Below are 15,721 nucleotides of genomic sequence, written 5' to 3'. Positions count from 1 at the left end.
CGGCATCGTCAGAACAAATCATCAGGTGCTGACCTGATCGTGTCTCTGCAAATAAAAAAGCGACATCACCTACGATGTCGCTTTTTCTTTTTTCCGGTGTTTTTTGTAGCCCGGGAATTTTACGAACCAGACGCTGGCAAGCGTTGTTTCAATTCAAATCCCTCACAAGGCTGACCTGACGCTTCGACAATCTCCATCAAAGGCTGACGTTGACTTTTAATACCAAACATGCGGCATCCGTACATGAAATTCACATCATGCGTAATGTAGTAATGCACGCATAAACGGCAGTTTTGCTGTATCGGTTTATTCGTTTCAGACATCATGTGCAAGATGATAACAAGACTAAGACGAAAGCGTTATCGCGGTCACGCCTGCCTGCAGAGGCTCTGCGAGCCTCAATAATACTCCCCCCCAGTATCTTAAATCGCCCTTTGTTTATGCCGACAATAGCGGCGTTTTTATAAAATAATGGGGGAGTATGCTGTTTTCCCTGAAAAAATCTGGCACGCTAGCGCGATAGCGCCGATGCTGGAGTCGTTGACGTCGTTGTCGGCGTGCTTGCAGGTGTTGTCGCTTTTCGGATTGCTGGCTGCAAGGTCAGCCAGCGCTGATACACCAGCAAGGCGACATGTGCATCATTCGCCGCGTAGGCAATCTGCTTGTCCGTCAACGGCTGCTGCGCCCAGTTGGATGTCGAGGTCTTTTTTGATTTCGATAACTGCATGCCGAAAAATTTTGCCACCGCCGCTTTGGCGCCCATATCCTGATGTCGGTTTTCGCGCAAGGCTTTGGCCAGATCGAGCACGTTCGTCGTCGTGATATCGAGTTTGCTTTTCAAATGCCGCAAATCGTCACTCAAGCCGAAGCCGACTTTCAGAATATGCTGCGCTTCCAGTGCGGCTTTGACGACATCGATATTCACGGCCTGCACGACAGGAAAAAGAAAGGCCTTGGTTTCGGTCGCCAGCTGTATCAGATGCGGCCCCTGATGGCGCTGGCCTTTTTGAAAGACGGGTTTGGTTTCAGTATCAAAACCGAGCACGCTCGCCTGCGACAGATGCAGATGCGCAAACGCAGCTGAGGCGGCATCTGCAACGATATGGATATTGGCTTCAGCGATCCCCGGGTAAAGCGGCAGGGTTGTTTCCTGTTCTGACATCATGGAATAAGTGTGGTGAATGACGGAATGACTGCCAGTCTATCAGTACCGGCAGCATGCAGCATGAACGACGCACAAGGCTAGTCATTGACATCCTGCCGGCGGCGTGCGGGGTGGCTGGCACGCACCGCGAGTGAAATCATCAGAGACTGCCCATCAGGCAAAGTCACCGCCATTTTTTCGCTGCCATTATGCTGAAAATGATAAATCGTCAGATCGCCCACCGCCAGCGATTTCTGAATCTCGGCATCGACCAATATATCGGCCAGGGCATTAACAGCGCCGACGTGCCACACCAGTTGATTGGTCGCCGCTTTGCTCATGACTCACTCCTCAACACGCCGCGCCTGATTTTTCAGTACGAACGCTTCAAAAGCGGACGCATCCACTGGCTTAGAAAAATAATATCCCTGCACCTGAGTGCAGCGCATCTCTTTGAGCAAGCTTGCCTGTTCATTTTTTTCTACACCTTCCGCCACGACATTCAGACCCAGACTCAATCCCATGGCAATGATCGCGCCGGCAATCGCGGCATCATCCGGATTCACATGAATATCATTGATAAATGATTTATCGATCTTCAGCTCATCAATCGGGAAACGCCGCAGATAAGACAAACTGGAATAGCCCGTGCCGAAATCATCGAGTGAAATCGATAAGCCGAGATTTTTCAGTGAACGCAAGGTCATCAGCGTGCTGCCGACATCCTGCATCACCATGCTCTCGGTTAATTCCAGTGTGACTGCGTGAGGGTCAACGCCACTTCGTTGAATAATATTGGCAACGCGCTCGGCAAGATCATCCTGGCGGAACTGGCGTGAAGACATATTCACCGCAATCTTGAACACGCCCATCCCGTTATTGACCCAGGCAACCTGCTGGCGGCAGGCTTCATTCAAGACCCATTCGCCGAGCGGCAAAATCAGCCCGGTTTCTTCAGCCAGCGGGATAAATTCTATAGGATGAATCAGACCTATCTGCGGGTGATACCAGCGCACCAAGGCCTCGGCGCCAACGACCAGCCCGCTTTTCAGATCAATTTTTGGCTGGTAATGCAAGGCAAATTCAGCGAGCTCCAGACCACGCCGCATCGCGCTTTCCATATTCAGGCGGCTGATCGCGGTGACGCCCATTTCGGGAATAAACTGACGGACGCTGTTGCGCCCGTGTTCTTTGACGCGGTACATCGCAATATCCGCATAACGCAGCAGAATTTCACCATGATCGCCATCGCGTGGATACACCGATACGCCGATACTGGCGGTAACAAAAATTTCGCTGCCATTGATGTGCATGGGCCGGGATAAGGACTGCATGATTTTTTCTGAAATCACATCCACGTCACCGCTCTCGGGCAAATCCGTCAACACGATCACAAATTCATCGCCGCCCAGACGGGCAACCGTATCGGTATCACGCACACACATATTCAGCCGTTGTGCGACTTGCTTCAGCATTTCATCACCGGCACCATGACCGGATGCATCATTGATCAGTTTGAAATGATCAAGATCCAGCAGCAGCAAACCCACATGCAGATTCTGGCGTTTGGCCCAGGCAATCGCCTGAGAAATGCGGTCATTCAAAAGATTGCGGTTCGCCAACCCGGTCAGGCTGTCATGCGTAGCCTGATATTCGAGTTCTTTCTGATAATTAACACGTTCGCTGACGTCATTAATCACGCTGACAAAATGAGTCGTCACCGCACCGGCAGCATCTTTGACCGGTGAAATCCGCAACTCATTCCAGAATTGCGAGCCGTCTTTGCGATAATTTCTCAGCAAAGCGCGCCCCTCGCGCCGCTCGCGCAGGGCAGAACGGATTTCTTCCAGGTCCGGCTGCGCCAGATCATCACGCACCAGGAAACGCCCTTCACGCCCGATCACTTCGTCGGCACGATAACCGGTGATCCGTTCAAATGCCGGATTCACATAAACGATAGAGTGATCGGCCTGGTCACTACGGGTAATCATGATGCCATTGCTGCTCGATACCAGCGCCTGTTCCCGCAACAACAAGGCCTGTTCCACTTCCTGTAACTGAAACTGCTTATCAGAAATATCCTGACGCACGGCCACCAGATGTGTGACCTGTCCGGCTTCATTGTACAAAGGGCTGACGACCTGCCGCTCCCAGTACAGATGACCATTAAGATGTCGGCTCTGTACATCGCCATGCCAGTGTTCACCACTCTTCAACGCCAGAAACGCGTTTCTATGCGCGGCATCACTGGCAGCGCCGTTATTCCACAGCACATGGGTTTTCTTGACTTCGTTCAGGCTGAAACCTGAGATACGGGTATAGGCGGCATTGCAGTATTCAAGCTCACCGACAGCATTTGTGATCAGTATCGCGTACGGGCTTTGGTGCACTGACAGCGCCAGCAACTCCAGATTATTTTGCAGATCATGATGATCTTGTGTGGTCAGCAGCGCGCGGACTGCACTGACCAGCTCTTCCGCAAAACGCGTCAATACTTTTCTTGGCTCTGCTGCTTCATTGAGTTCAAATGATGCTCTGAAAGATAATGTCAGATGCATCTGCGGTGCGACATTGAAATCCAGCGTCAGCGCATGGGTGCCATAGTGCTCATCATCTGAGGAGTTAAACAAAAAATCCGGTGCCCGTGCAGAAGTCGCTTCAAAACGGGATTTTTCACCATTGTTTTCAAAAAAAATTTCAGTATGTGAATAGCCTGCCCGCAACACCAGTATCTTGCAAAATCCTTCCAGCAATCCGGGTAAATCATCCGGATACCAAAGACAATCCGTCAGCTCTCCCAGCAGCAGATACCAGTTTTCCAATCTTTGCGACTCTTCGTCCAAAGAATTTGTGCGGCCTGTTATGTCCATCAGCTACATCGCTCCCATCAATCGTCGTGAAATCTGCGAGAAGATTTTTATACCTTGTTAAAAACATTAACGCAATATAAACGTTGATGTGAAGAACGAAAAGTGAGCACGACGGCGTTTCACGTTGCGGCAATGTGTCGCCTAGTCTGAGTGGATGACATTACTACCCGCATTTCTAGGTTAAAATCGAAGGTTTAGCAAACATTATTCCTCGCGCCGCCCAGGCTGCGATAAAGGCAGACAGCACGATGCTCACATTTCAACAAATCATCCTGACATTACAAGATTACTGGGACAAACAAGGCTGCGCCTTGTTGCAACCTTACGATATGGAAGTCGGTGCAGGAACATCGCACACTGGCACCTTCTTACGTGCGATCGGGCCTGAACCCTGGCGTGCAGCATACGTCCAGCCATCACGCCGTCCGAAAGATGGTCGCTATGGTGAAAATCCGAATCGTCTGCAACACTATTATCAGTATCAGGTGGTATTGAAACCGGCACCGGAAAACATTCTCGATTTGTATCTTGGCTCACTCAAGGCACTGGGGCTGGATTTACAGCAAAACGACATCCGCTTTGTTGAAGATGACTGGGAAAACCCGACGCTGGGTGCCTGGGGTCTGGGCTGGGAAGTCTGGCTCAACGGTATGGAAGTCACGCAATTCACTTACTTCCAGCAAGTCGGCGGCATTGATTGCAAACCTATCCTGGGTGAAATCACTTACGGTATCGAACGTCTGGCGATGTATCTGCAAGGTGTGGAAAATGTCTACGATCTGGTCTGGACCGAACGCGAAGAAAACGGCAAAACCGTGCGCCTGTCCTACGGCGATGTCTTCCATCAAAATGAAGTTGAGCAATCGACCTTCAACTTTGAATATTCAAATACCGATTTCCTGTTCTCGTTGTTCACTAATTACGAAGCAGAAGCCAAGCGTCTGCTCGAAGTAACAGAAAAATCGCTGGCGTTGCCTGCCTACGAAATGATCCTGAAAGCCGCACACACATTCAATCTGCTCGATGCGCGCGGGGCGATTTCGGTCACCGAACGTGCCGCATATATTGGCCGCATCCGTAATCTGTCGCGCGCAGTTGCTGCCGCCTATTACGCGTCGCGCGAAGCGCTCGGTTTCCCTATGTGCGCCGCCGACGATAAGCATAAACCTGTTGTCGCCTGAAACCTGAACGCGCAGACGCCTTACATAATTTCGGATGCCGGTTGCTGACCGGTATGCAGGAAAGATAAACATGAATCAAACACTGTTAGTTGAATTATTTACAGAAGAACTGCCACCCAAAGCGCTGGCGAAACTCGGCGAAGCGTTTGCCGCTGGCATCGTCAATGGCTTGAAATCACGTGATTTCTTAGAAGCAGATTCCGTCGCCACCAGCTATGCTTCACCGCGCCGTCTGGCCGTCAGTATCACGCGTGTGCGTGCCACATCGCCGGATAAACAAATCCGCGAAAAAGTGCTGCCGGTTTCTGTCGCTATGGATGCCGCCGGTCAGCCGACCGCGCCACTGGCAAAGAAACTCGCCGCGATGGGTTTCGCTGATTTACAGATCAGTGATCTGGAGCGCGCGGCCGACGGTAAAGCAGAGAGTTTTTTCTATACCTATACCGCAGCCGGTTCCGCGCTGGCACCAGCATTGCAAATTGCCATAGAAGAATCGATCAGCAAATTACCGATTCCTAAAGTGATGAGTTATCAGCGTCCCGATGGCGATACTGTGCATTTTGTACGTCCGGTACATAAAATCATCACTCTGCACGGTGCGGACATCATCCCTTTATCCTTGCTTGGTCTGAGCAGTGATCGCATCACCAAAGGCCATCGTTTCCTGTCCGCTGGCGAAGTCAGTATCAGCCACGCCGACGATTACGCCGCTGCGCTGAAAACCGAAGGCAAAGTGATTGCCAGCGTCAGCGAACGTAAAGAACAAATCCGCACCGCGCTGTTGGCAAAGGCAGGCGACGATCTGGTACTGATGCCGGAATCGCTGCTGGATGAAGTGACGGCACTGGTCGAATGGCCAGTCGTTTATGAATGTCATTTCGAAGAGGAATTTCTGGCAGTTCCGCAGGAATGTCTGATCCTGACGATGCAAACCAATCAGAAATATTTTGCGCTGACCGATGCCAACGGCAAACTGCGTTCACGCTTTCTGATCGTCTCGAATCTGGAAACGGCAACGCCGGAACACATCATCCAGGGCAATGAGCGCGTGGTGCGCCCGCGCTTGTCGGATGCTAAATTTTTCTTTGAGCAAGACAAGAAAAAAACGCTGGCATCGCGTCTGCCTCTGCTGGCGAACGTGGTGTATCACAACAAGCTGGGTTCGCAAGCCGAACGCACAGAACGGGTCAAAACACTGGCCGGAAAAATCGCCGCAGCGCTGCATAGCGATGTTGCACTGGCAGAACGTGCGGCCTTGCTGGCAAAAACCGATTTGCTGACCGACATGGTCGGCGAATTCCCTGAACTGCAAGGCATCATGGGCACGTATTACGCTCTGCACGATGGCGAACATGCCGACGTTGCCGCCGCAGCGTCCGAACACTATCAGCCGCGTTTTTCAGGCGACACATTGCCAGCAACTGCAACCGGCACCGCCGTTGCGCTGGCCGACAAACTGGAAACCTTAGTTGGTATCTGGGGCATAGGTCTGCAACCAACCGGCGACCGCGATCCGTTTGCGCTGCGTCGTCATGCCCTGGGTATTTTGCGCATGCTGGTTGAGAAACGTTTGCCCTTGTCTTTATCTGCCTTACTGGCGGACGCCGTCGCTTTATTTGCTGGCAATAGCCAGTTCAAAGATCCGACCGCAGACGTCTTGAATTTCCTGTTCGACCGTTTGCGCGGCCAATTACGTGAACGTGGCTTTGCGCAAAATGAAGTTGAAGCAGTCGTTGCGCAAAATCCGAATACGCTGGACAACATCGTCGAACGTTTGCAGGCAGTGCAGGCATTCGCAGCTTTACCGGAATCAGTCTCGCTGGCCGCTGCAAATAAACGTATCACCAATATCCTGAAAAAAGCCGAAGGCACTCCGGGTGCAGTGAATGCAGCATTATTACAAGAAGCAGCCGAACAGGCGCTGGCAAAAGCAATGGCTGATGTGAAACCACAAGTTGATGCGGCCTTTGCCAAAGGCGATTTTACTGCTGCGCTGAAAACACTTGCCGCTTTGCGCGCTGAGGTCGACAGCTTCTTTAATGACGTGATGGTAAACGCTGAAGACCCTGCTTTGCGGGCTAATCGTTTAGCGCTGTTATCGAGCCTGCACGGGATGCTGAATCAGGTTGCTGATATTTCTAAACTCGCTGCTTAAGAATGACGTCTAAGGATTTGCCGATGAAACTCATTATTCTCGACCGCGATGGCGTCATCAATCATGATTCCGATGCCTTCATCAAGTCGCCGGATGAATGGGTTCCTATCCCCGGTTCGCTGCAAGCGATCGCCCGCCTGAATCAGGCGGGTTATCGCGTGGTGGTGGCAACCAATCAGTCAGGCATCGGGCGTAAGTTGTTTGATATGGCCACGCTCAATGCAATTCACCAGAAGATGCATGCGGCAGCACAACAAGTCGGGGCGACGATTGATGCCGTCTTTTTTTGCCCGCATATGGCCGACGATAATTGCGATTGCCGCAAACCTAAACCCGGTATGTTGCAGGAAATCTCCCGCCGCTATGAAGTCAATCTGAAAGGCGTGCATACCATCGGTGACTCTTTACGCGACCTGCAATCTGGCTTTGTGGTCGGCTGCATTCCCCATCTGGTGCTGACGGGTAAAGGCCAGAAAACGCAGGAAAAAGGCGGGCTGCCACCGGGCACACAAATTCATCCCGACCTCGCAACCATGGTCGATAATTTGCTTGCGGCAAATCAGGCTGATAACAAAACTGACATTAATATTGCGATCTGACTCTGCTGTCAGTCGTAATGAACGGAAATCTCATGTATCGCGCTATTCTTTTTATCCGCTCTTTTATTTTCATGTTGCTGATGATTGCTATCACGGTGATCTGGTCGCCAATCAGCATGCTGTTCGCGTTTCTGCCGTATAACCAGCGTTACTACATTACGGCGCGCTGGAATGTCTTTGTGGTGTGGGCCGCCAGAGTCGTTTGCGGTATCCGCTACGAATTCAAAGGTTATGAAAATTTCCCGGATGCGCCAGCGATTATTTTGTCTAAACATCAGTCGGCATGGGAAACTATTTTTCTGCTGATGGCAACACCGAGACCACTGGTCTTTGTCTTCAAAAAAGAGATTACGTATATCCCATTTTTTGGCTGGGCAATTTCCATGTTGCGCATGATTCCTATCGACAGAAAAAAAGGTAAAGATGCGTTTGCCCAAGTCGTCAGCACTGGCAAAAAACGTCTGGCAGATGGCCAGTGGATCATTATGTTCCCAGAAGGTACCCGTATTCCAGTCGGTAAAAAAGGTTCCTACAAAGGTGGCGGCGCCCGTCTGGCAGTGGAAACCAATACGCCGGTGGTGCCGATCGCATTGAACTCAGGTGAATGCTGGCCGAAAAATTCGTTTATCAAAAAGCCCGGTCTGATCACAGTATCGGTAGGGAAACCGATCTCACCGGATGGCTGCACAGCAGCAGAACTGATGCAAAAAGTCGAAACCTGGATAGAAGCAGAAATGCGCGTGATTTCGCCTGACGTGTATAAAAGCGAACAGAAATAAATACCAGCCTCGCCTGCCGTCAGAATATATCGGCAGGCGCGGTATCACGGGCGACGGTATTCAATATGGCTCGCCACCGGCCGCCACTTCTGGCGACTTCTGCGGACTTTTTCAACTTGGTATACATTGCGCACTGGCTAATCTCTTTTTTGTTGTTCCGGATAAAAGCGTGCAAAACAAGTTCAGTGTACTCAGTGTGTCTCGGTTGAAATGAAATCCCCGCTCCCATCTTTAGGTAAAGCGATACAACGCGCCTTGCAACTGGATTTATTCAGTGATTTTCTGGTGTCGGAACGTCTGCGTTCGCCGACACCACAACCTGGCAGCCAGGTAGCACAACCACCAGCGACCTTACAACCGCCACCTCAGCTCCCGTCGACAGAGACCGACATAGAGCGGCGAACAGGTGATCTGCGACGCGTACAGTTGCAAGGAACTTGGCTGACATATCAGTTGCAAAGATCGAAGCGACGCAGCATAGGCTTTCTGATTAACGAAGATGGCCTGCGCATCACCGCGCCACGCTGGGTCACACTTGCGGACATTGAAAAAGCCATCCATGAAAAACAAACCTGGATATTGCGCAAACTGGCAGAGCGGCGAGAACTGACAGCACGTCGCGCCCGACCGGTAATGCAATGGTGTGATGGTGCCAGGCTGCCCTACCTGGGCAATGAGATTACCTTACGTATCACACCGGCCTCTGCCAGCGGTACGCATTTCCGGCACGAAGCCAGCGAGCTGATAATCAGCCTGCCCCATGACGCAAACGAGCAGCAATTGAAAGACCGGGTGCAGGCGTGGTTGCAGCAAGAAGCCAGACGCGAATTTAATCAGCGCTTACCCATCTTCGCCGAGAAGTTGAATGTCCGTTATCACAGCATGGCTTTGTCGGCAGCAACGACGCGCTGGGGATCATGCACATCGCAAGGCAAGATAAGGCTGAACTGGCGGCTGATCCATTTTTCACCACAGATTATTGATTATGTGGTCGCACATGAACTCGCGCATTTGCGGGAAATGAACCATAGTCCGCGCTTCTGGGCGACGGTACAATCGGTCTTCCCTGACTTCGAAATTGCCCGCCATCAGTTGCGCCAACACGCCAGCGCTGATCTGCCTGATTTCTGAAAAATGGGGGGTATCCTGAATATTCCCCCTTTTATCCGCATCAACACTAAGACTTTTTGAATAAATTTGATTTACTCCCCCCAGTATATAAAGGAAAACACATGCGCATTCTGCACACCATGTTACGCGTCGGTAACTTACAACGATCCATCGCTTTTTATACCGAAGTTCTTGGTATGAAATTACTCCGCCAGTCGGATAATCCTGAATACAAGTACACGCTGGCGTTTCTCGGCTACGGCTGCAACCCTGAGCATGCGGAACTGGAACTGACTTATAACTACGGTGTTGAGCAGTACGACATGGGTACAGCGTATGGACACATCGCCATCGCGGTTCCGGATGCGTATGCGGCCTGCGAAGCCGTCAAAGCACGCGGCGGCAATGTGACACGTGAAGCTGGCCCGGTGAAAGGTGGCAATACGGTGATTGCGTTTGTACAGGATCCTGACGGCTATAAAATTGAATTCATCCAGCGTATGTCTGAGGTTAGTCTGTAAGGTTTGCTGCAATAAGCCCCTATTGCTGTACTAACCAGATCAAATAAAAAAGCGCAGAGATTCTGCGCTTTTTTCATGCGAGTCAAAGGACAAGCAGCGGTTCCGCTACCTTTGCTCAGGTTCTTTTTCCTGTTCGTCCGGACGACTCACCATCTGATTAATTGCTTTTGCCAGAAACAGCATACTCAGAATAAACAGCAGTAATAAACCGGTAAAAATGGCCGTCCACATATGCAAAACTCAGACAAAAGAAAGTCTTTCTTTATAGCAACTAAAGACCTGTGAGGTCAATAAAGTTTCCTTGAATCAATTATTCATTGATTAAGTATTTTTCATTATTTAACCTTTAATGCCTGAATGTGATTTGTGAGCAGTAAGACGATAGTTCTGCATCAGGCACTGAACCAATTCGGTAACAGCACATGTCAGCTAATGTACGCCAACAATCAGACGTGTCCGTACCGTCGGAAATACGCAATCAGGCCGCTGGTCGATGTATCCAACTGTGCATCATTCGACTGATCGCCTAAAATCGCCGGCAACAAGCGGTTCGCCAGTTGTTTACCTAATTCAACTCCCCATTGGTCGAATGAATTAATGCGCCAGATTACGCCCTGCACAAAAACTTTATGTTCATACAGTGCCAGTAGCATCCCAAGCTGGAAAGGATCAAGACCGGGCATCAGTATCGTGGTCGAAGGCTGATTACCGGCAAACACTTTGTGCGGCAGAAGTTTCGCAATCTGCACCTCACTCAGCCCTGCCTGCGTCAACTCTTCACGTGCCTGCGCCTCGGTTTTACCAAATGCCAGTGCCGCGCTTTGTGCCAGACAATTCGCCAGCAATGGTGCCTGATGCCCGGGTAAAGGGAAATCACTGGAAGCGGCCACCACAAAATCGCAAGGAATCAACCAGCCGCCCTGATGCAATAACTGGAAAAAAGCATGTTGCCCGTTCACGCCAATTTCACCCCAGACGATGGGGTTGGCATGACAAGTTAACGCCTGCCCATCACGATCAACCGCTTTGCCATTCGACTCCATTTCCAATTGCTGTAAAAATGCCGGCAAATGGCGCATAGACTCGTTGTACGGCAATATCGCCGTGGTTTCAGCGCCGAGGAAATTGGTATTCCAGATCGAAATCAGCGCCATCAGGACTGGCAGATTTTGCTCCAGCGGCGTCGTTCTGAAATGGGTATCCATCGCTTCCGCCCCCATCAGCAGGCGCTCAAAGCCATTCATGCCTATCGCCAGCGCCACCGATAATCCCACGGCCGACCACAAAGAATAACGACCGCCGACCCAATCCCAAATTTCAAGGATATTGCTATCGGGGATGCCAAACTCATGCGCTTTGACCGGGCTGGAAGTGACCGCAATAAAGTGCTTGGCAATCGCCCATTCCTCCATCGCGGCTGCCATCAGCCAGGTACGTGCGGTATGCGCATTAATGCTGGTTTCCTGCGTGGTGAACGTTTTGGATGCCACCACAAACAGCGTCGTGCGCGGATCGAGCTCTTCGAGTAAAGGCGCCAGATGCGCACTGTCGAGATTCGACACGTAATAAAATTTCAGATGCGGATGCTGTAAAGCTGACAGTGCGCGGGTTGCCAGCTTGGGGCCCAGATCGGAACCACCGATACCGATATTCACAATATTCTGTATCGCATCGCCTTTAAAGCCACGCCATAAACCGCTGCGCACGCGTTCAACAATGTCGCGCATCTGCTTGCGCACTGCACGCACTTGCGGCATCACATCATTGTCGACTGCCGGAAACGCCTTGTAATCCATGTGGCGCAAAGCGGTGTGCAACACAGCGCGGTCTTCGCTGATGTTAATTTTTTCACCGGAAAACATGCGATCTCGCCAGCCTTCAACATCGGCTAAACGCGCCAATGCCATCAGGCTGTCGAGCGCAGGCTGATCCAGACGTTGCTTGGAATAATCGACCAGCAAGCCTTCCAGCTCTGATGAAAAACGCTGAAATCGCTGGCTATCCTGTGCAAACAGATCGCGTAAATGCGTTTTTTCCAGGCGCTTTTGATGTTCTAACAGGGATAACCATTCCGGTGTCAGCGTAATATTCATATCGTCAAAACCAATGTGAACAGAAAGTGAAAAATTAATCCGCAGTTACGCAGAAATTATGCAGCAGGCAGAAGGCGAGCCAGATTGACATATTGTTCAAGCGCAATCGTCTCAGGCCGCGCTTGCGGATCGATACCGGCATCAATTAACTGTTGCTCAGTAAACATCCCGGCGACGCAATTCCGCACCACTTTACGTCTCTGCGAAAATGCTTTGGTCACAACGGCTTCCAGGTTTTTTTGCTCACACGCCAGCATTTCAGCTTTAGGAATCATGCGCACAATCGCCGAATCCACTTTCGGCGGCGGATCAAAAGCCTCCGGCGGCACGATGAATAACAAATCCATGTGATAACGCCATTGCAGCATGACCGACAAACGTCCATACGCTTTGCTGCCCGGCGTTGCGACCATGCGCTCAACCACTTCTTTTTGCAACATAAAATGCTGATCCTGAACCAGCGGTGCAATTTCAGCGAGACGGAACAACAAGGGGCTGGAAATGTTGTACGGCAAATTACCGACGACCCGTAATTTCTTTCCTTCCGGTACAGGAATAGAGGAGAAATCAAATTTAAGCGCATCGCCTTCATGCACGATCAGCTTTTCGGGAGAAAAACTTTTCTTCAGACGGGCGACCAGATCGCGATCGAGCTCGACCACATGCATCTGCGGCACACCTTCGAGCAGTAAGCGCGTCATCGCGGCGAGACCTGGGCCGATCTCAACCATCGTATCACCAGCCTGCGGATTGATAGAGCGGATAATCTGGCTCAATACCAATTGATCGGTTAGAAAATTCTGACCGAAACGTTTACGTGGAATATGTTTCATGATGATGTTTTGTTTTTTGCCATAACAGCAGCGGTGCGTATCGCGACCTGCATGCTGCGGATATCGGCGTGTCCCACGCCTTTTGCAGCGAGGTCGAGCGCCGTGCCATGATCGACGGAGGTACGGATCAGCGGCAATCCCAAAGTGATATTGACGCCCAGCCCGAAACTCGCATGCTTGAGAACCGCAAGGCCTTGATCGTGATACATCGCCAGCACGCAATCCGCATCCGCCAGATATTTTTGCTGAAACAAAGTATCCGCCGGATAAGGGCCGCTGACATTGATACCCATGCTTTGCGCCTGCTGAATCACGGGGGTGATGACGTTGATCTCTTCAGTTCCGAGATAACCATTTTCACCGGCATGCGGATTCAAACCAGCGACAAGAATGCGTGGCTGCAACAGACCGAACTTGTCTCGCAAGTCAGTATTGATGATCTGTATCGTGCGCAACAAATGTTCTGGCTGTATCGCCTGCGGAACGTCTTTTAATGGTAAATGTGTGGTTGCCAGCGCAACGCGTAAAGCTTGAGGCAGATGAGCGCTGGCTTCGCAGGCGAGCATCATCACAACTTGTGGTGTATGCGTTTTTTCTGCGAAATATTCTGTATGACCACTGAATTTCACACCAGCATCGTTGATCGTGCTTTTCTGCAAAGGGGCAGTAACGACAGCATCACACCAGCCTTGCTCCACCGTTTCGATAGCAACATCCAATGTATGCAATACCGCACGGCCATTACGCGGATCCAGCTGACCCGCAACGACGTGCGCACTCAGCGGGCAATCAATGACGCTCATTCGATCTGCGGGGATGGCGGACAAGCCGTAATTTCTGACTGCTTCGATCGAGACTGCCATCAGGCGAATGGCCGGATCAATCTCATTTGCCAGCATCGCCAGATAAGCGGCGTCCCCTATCAGTACTGGTCGGACTTCGTGACGTAAAGACCATGCCGCACGCAATGAGATTTCCGGTCCGATTCCTGCCGGTTCTCCTACCGTCAGGGCAATGGCCGGCAATCTTGGTTCAGGCATTATTGATCTTCCCGGTATTCAACATAGGTACGGTCACGCAATTCGCGCAGCCAGTCCTGCAGCGCTTCATCCGATTTACGTTCGCGTAAAGCCTGACGTGCCGTCATACGCTGGCGGTCTTTCGACTGATCTTCGGTTTTACGTTCCTGCACCTGAATCAGATGAAAACCAAACGGCGACTGCACAGGATCACTGACTTCATTGATGGCGAGCTTATTCATCGCATCTTCAAACTCTTTCACGGTATCACCTGGGTAAATCCAGCCGAGATCACCGCCTTTGGACGCGCTGCCATCAGCAGAATTGGTTTTGGCCAACTCTTCAAATGTCGCCGTTTTATTTTCTATCTGTTTTTTCAGATCCAGTAATTTCTGACGCGCTTCCGCTTCGGTCACGATCTGATTCGCTTTAATCAGGATGTGGCGAACACGGGTTTGCTGAACCGCCGCAACTGCAGGCTGGCCCTCACTGGCAGCACGCTTCCCGACCAGTTTCAAAATATGAAAGCCATTCGGGCTACGGACGATTTCAGAAAATTCACCAACCTTGATTTTGTTGATCGCGTCAATAAACAACTGTGGAATACGATCTTGTTCACGCCAACCGATATCGCCACCTTTCAAGGCTTCAGCGCTGTCAGAATAAGTCACGGCCAGTTTGGCAAAATCACCGCCAGAACGTAATTTCTGCACGACTTCTTCAGCGCGATTACGGCGCAAAGCGATTTGCTCGGCAGTAGCATTTTCAGGAATACGAACCAGAATATGCAGTAAATTGATTTCTTGCTTGCCTACTTTGGCACTGGCTTCTGCTGCCAGGAAATTATCAATCTCTGATTCAGTAATCAAAATTTTGCTATCCACTTCACGTTCGCGAATACGTTGCATCATGATGTCGTCGCGGATTTCTTCGCGGAAACGCGCAAATGAAGTGCCTTCACGTTCGATCTGATTGCGGAATTCCTGCAGATTCATTTTATTCTGCTCGGCCATGCGCTGTAAGGTACGATCCAGCATCACATCATCAACCCGCATACCATTTTCTTTGGCCAACTGTAACTGGGCACGGTCAACAATCAGACGTTCAATTAATTGTTTCTTTAATTCGGCGCGGTCAGGCAAGGCGGTTCCTTGCGCTTTGAGCCGGCGCTCAACAGACACTATGCGCTCATTAACCTCTTGCTGAGTGATCACTTCATCATTCACGACCACGGCAATACTGTTGATGGCTTGCGGTTTAGCAGGGGCTGAAGCCTGTTGCGCCAGACTGAACTGACTTGTCAGCAAACTTGCGGAAACGGCCAAAACAGAAATAAAAGTGCGTTGTTTCATGTGCAATAAATGTCGCATAATGTTCTAAAAATCTGGTTAAGCAAGGCGTCAGAGCAGCGTGTTCT

The 15,721-nt window shown here is 50.8% G+C and carries 15 protein-coding genes; 6 read left to right on the top strand and 9 right to left on the bottom strand.

All coding sequences use genetic code 11. The features are described 5' to 3' along the window. Positions 1-119: 119 nt before the first annotated feature. From H8K38_RS01120 to H8K38_RS01105, 4 genes are all read right to left on the bottom strand, one after another. Positions 120-326, bottom strand: coding sequence for a hypothetical protein (locus H8K38_RS01120; RefSeq protein ID WP_200178844.1), 207 nt, complete (start codon positions 324-326; stop codon positions 120-122). 185 nt (positions 327-511) lie between these two features. Further along, positions 512-1,165: a 3'-5' exonuclease gene (locus H8K38_RS01115; RefSeq protein WP_186882946.1), complete on the bottom strand. Its 654-nt coding sequence runs from the start codon at positions 1,163-1,165 to the stop codon at positions 512-514. 77 nt (positions 1,166-1,242) lie between these two features. Then, a complete protein-coding gene (locus tag H8K38_RS01110; protein WP_186882945.1) occupies positions 1,243-1,485 on the bottom strand; it encodes a hypothetical protein in 243 nt (80 codons plus the stop codon). A 3-nt stretch (positions 1,486-1,488) separates the two neighbouring features. Next, a complete protein-coding gene (locus H8K38_RS01105) occupies positions 1,489-4,014 on the bottom strand; it encodes a bifunctional diguanylate cyclase/phosphodiesterase (protein ID WP_186882944.1) in 2,526 nt (841 codons plus the stop codon). Positions 4,015-4,262: 248 nt separating this feature from the next. Between H8K38_RS01105 and glyQ the strand changes: the two genes are divergently transcribed. The 6 genes from glyQ (at position 4,263) to gloA (ending at position 10,359) form a co-directional block, all read left to right on the top strand. Further along, complete coding sequence (gene glyQ, locus H8K38_RS01100) at positions 4,263-5,195, top strand: glycine--tRNA ligase subunit alpha (RefSeq protein ID WP_186882943.1); 933 nt, start codon at positions 4,263-4,265, stop codon at positions 5,193-5,195. A gap of 70 nt (positions 5,196-5,265) precedes the next feature. Continuing rightward, positions 5,266-7,350, top strand: a complete 2,085-nt coding sequence (glyS, locus tag H8K38_RS01095; RefSeq protein ID WP_186882942.1) for a glycine--tRNA ligase subunit beta — start codon at positions 5,266-5,268, stop codon at positions 7,348-7,350. A 23-nt stretch (positions 7,351-7,373) separates the two neighbouring features. Then, the gene (gene gmhB / locus H8K38_RS01090; protein WP_186882941.1) at positions 7,374-7,949 is read left to right on the top strand and encodes a D-glycero-beta-D-manno-heptose 1,7-bisphosphate 7-phosphatase; all 576 of its coding nucleotides are present in this window, start codon (positions 7,374-7,376) and stop codon (positions 7,947-7,949) included. A 32-nt stretch (positions 7,950-7,981) separates the two neighbouring features. Then, complete coding sequence (locus H8K38_RS01085; protein ID WP_186882940.1) at positions 7,982-8,728, top strand: 1-acyl-sn-glycerol-3-phosphate acyltransferase; 747 nt, start codon at positions 7,982-7,984, stop codon at positions 8,726-8,728. A gap of 210 nt (positions 8,729-8,938) precedes the next feature. After that, positions 8,939-9,859 (top strand): M48 family metallopeptidase, encoded by a 921-nt coding sequence (locus H8K38_RS01080; RefSeq protein ID WP_186882939.1) that lies wholly within the window; start codon positions 8,939-8,941, stop codon positions 9,857-9,859. A gap of 101 nt (positions 9,860-9,960) precedes the next feature. After that, on the top strand, positions 9,961-10,359 hold the full coding sequence (gloA, locus tag H8K38_RS01075) for a lactoylglutathione lyase (protein ID WP_186882938.1): 399 nt from the start codon (positions 9,961-9,963) through the stop codon (positions 10,357-10,359). 105 nt (positions 10,360-10,464) lie between these two features. Here the strand turns inward: gloA and H8K38_RS18310 are convergent, their stop codons facing one another. The 5 genes from H8K38_RS18310 to H8K38_RS01055 all read right to left on the bottom strand — a co-directional run bounded on the left by H8K38_RS18310 (position 10,465) and on the right by H8K38_RS01055 (position 15,656). After that, the gene (locus H8K38_RS18310) at positions 10,465-10,590 is read right to left on the bottom strand and encodes a hypothetical protein (protein WP_255422771.1); all 126 of its coding nucleotides are present in this window, start codon (positions 10,588-10,590) and stop codon (positions 10,465-10,467) included. A gap of 215 nt (positions 10,591-10,805) precedes the next feature. After that, on the bottom strand, positions 10,806-12,452 hold the full coding sequence (gene pgi / locus H8K38_RS01070) for a glucose-6-phosphate isomerase (RefSeq protein WP_186882937.1): 1,647 nt from the start codon (positions 12,450-12,452) through the stop codon (positions 10,806-10,808). 56 nt (positions 12,453-12,508) lie between these two features. Beyond that, the gene (gene rsmA, locus H8K38_RS01065; protein WP_186882936.1) at positions 12,509-13,285 is read right to left on the bottom strand and encodes a 16S rRNA (adenine(1518)-N(6)/adenine(1519)-N(6))-dimethyltransferase RsmA; all 777 of its coding nucleotides are present in this window, start codon (positions 13,283-13,285) and stop codon (positions 12,509-12,511) included. Continuing rightward, positions 13,282-14,325, bottom strand: coding sequence for a 4-hydroxythreonine-4-phosphate dehydrogenase PdxA (gene pdxA, locus H8K38_RS01060; RefSeq protein ID WP_186882935.1), 1,044 nt, complete (start codon positions 14,323-14,325; stop codon positions 13,282-13,284). The genes rsmA and pdxA overlap by 4 nt, the downstream gene beginning before the upstream one ends. After that, complete coding sequence (locus H8K38_RS01055) at positions 14,325-15,656, bottom strand: peptidylprolyl isomerase (RefSeq protein WP_255422770.1); 1,332 nt, start codon at positions 15,654-15,656, stop codon at positions 14,325-14,327. Before H8K38_RS01055 ends, pdxA begins: the two co-directional genes overlap by 1 nt. Positions 15,657-15,721 lie beyond the last annotated feature (65 nt).

Origin of the sequence: Undibacterium sp. FT79W (genome assembly GCF_014284215.1) — a bacterium.
GTDB lineage: Bacteria > Pseudomonadota > Gammaproteobacteria > Burkholderiales > Burkholderiaceae_D > Undibacterium > Undibacterium aquatile.
This window is presented reverse-complemented; position numbering and strand designations above follow the sequence as displayed.

Coding starts and splice junctions, on each gene's coding strand:
- pgi (WP_186882937.1), bottom strand. CDS start 12,452: ATGAATATTACGCTGACACCGGAATGGTTATCCCTGTTAGAACATCAA.
- glyQ (WP_186882943.1), top strand. CDS start 4,263: ATGCTCACATTTCAACAAATCATCCTGACATTACAAGATTACTGGGAC.
- H8K38_RS01110 (WP_186882945.1), bottom strand. CDS start 1,485: ATGAGCAAAGCGGCGACCAATCAACTGGTGTGGCACGTCGGCGCTGTT.
- H8K38_RS01105 (WP_186882944.1), bottom strand. CDS start 4,014: ATGGACATAACAGGCCGCACAAATTCTTTGGACGAAGAGTCGCAAAGA.
- pdxA (WP_186882935.1), bottom strand. CDS start 14,325: ATGCCTGAACCAAGATTGCCGGCCATTGCCCTGACGGTAGGAGAACCG.
- glyS (WP_186882942.1), top strand. CDS start 5,266: ATGAATCAAACACTGTTAGTTGAATTATTTACAGAAGAACTGCCACCC.
- gmhB (WP_186882941.1), top strand. CDS start 7,374: ATGAAACTCATTATTCTCGACCGCGATGGCGTCATCAATCATGATTCC.
- H8K38_RS01085 (WP_186882940.1), top strand. CDS start 7,982: ATGTATCGCGCTATTCTTTTTATCCGCTCTTTTATTTTCATGTTGCTG.
- rsmA (WP_186882936.1), bottom strand. CDS start 13,285: ATGAAACATATTCCACGTAAACGTTTCGGTCAGAATTTTCTAACCGAT.
- H8K38_RS18310 (WP_255422771.1), bottom strand. CDS start 10,590: ATGTGGACGGCCATTTTTACCGGTTTATTACTGCTGTTTATTCTGAGT.
- H8K38_RS01080 (WP_186882939.1), top strand. CDS start 8,939: ATGAAATCCCCGCTCCCATCTTTAGGTAAAGCGATACAACGCGCCTTG.
- gloA (WP_186882938.1), top strand. CDS start 9,961: ATGCGCATTCTGCACACCATGTTACGCGTCGGTAACTTACAACGATCC.
- H8K38_RS01120 (WP_200178844.1), bottom strand. CDS start 326: ATGATGTCTGAAACGAATAAACCGATACAGCAAAACTGCCGTTTATGC.
- H8K38_RS01115 (WP_186882946.1), bottom strand. CDS start 1,165: ATGATGTCAGAACAGGAAACAACCCTGCCGCTTTACCCGGGGATCGCT.
- H8K38_RS01055 (WP_255422770.1), bottom strand. CDS start 15,656: ATGAAACAACGCACTTTTATTTCTGTTTTGGCCGTTTCCGCAAGTTTG.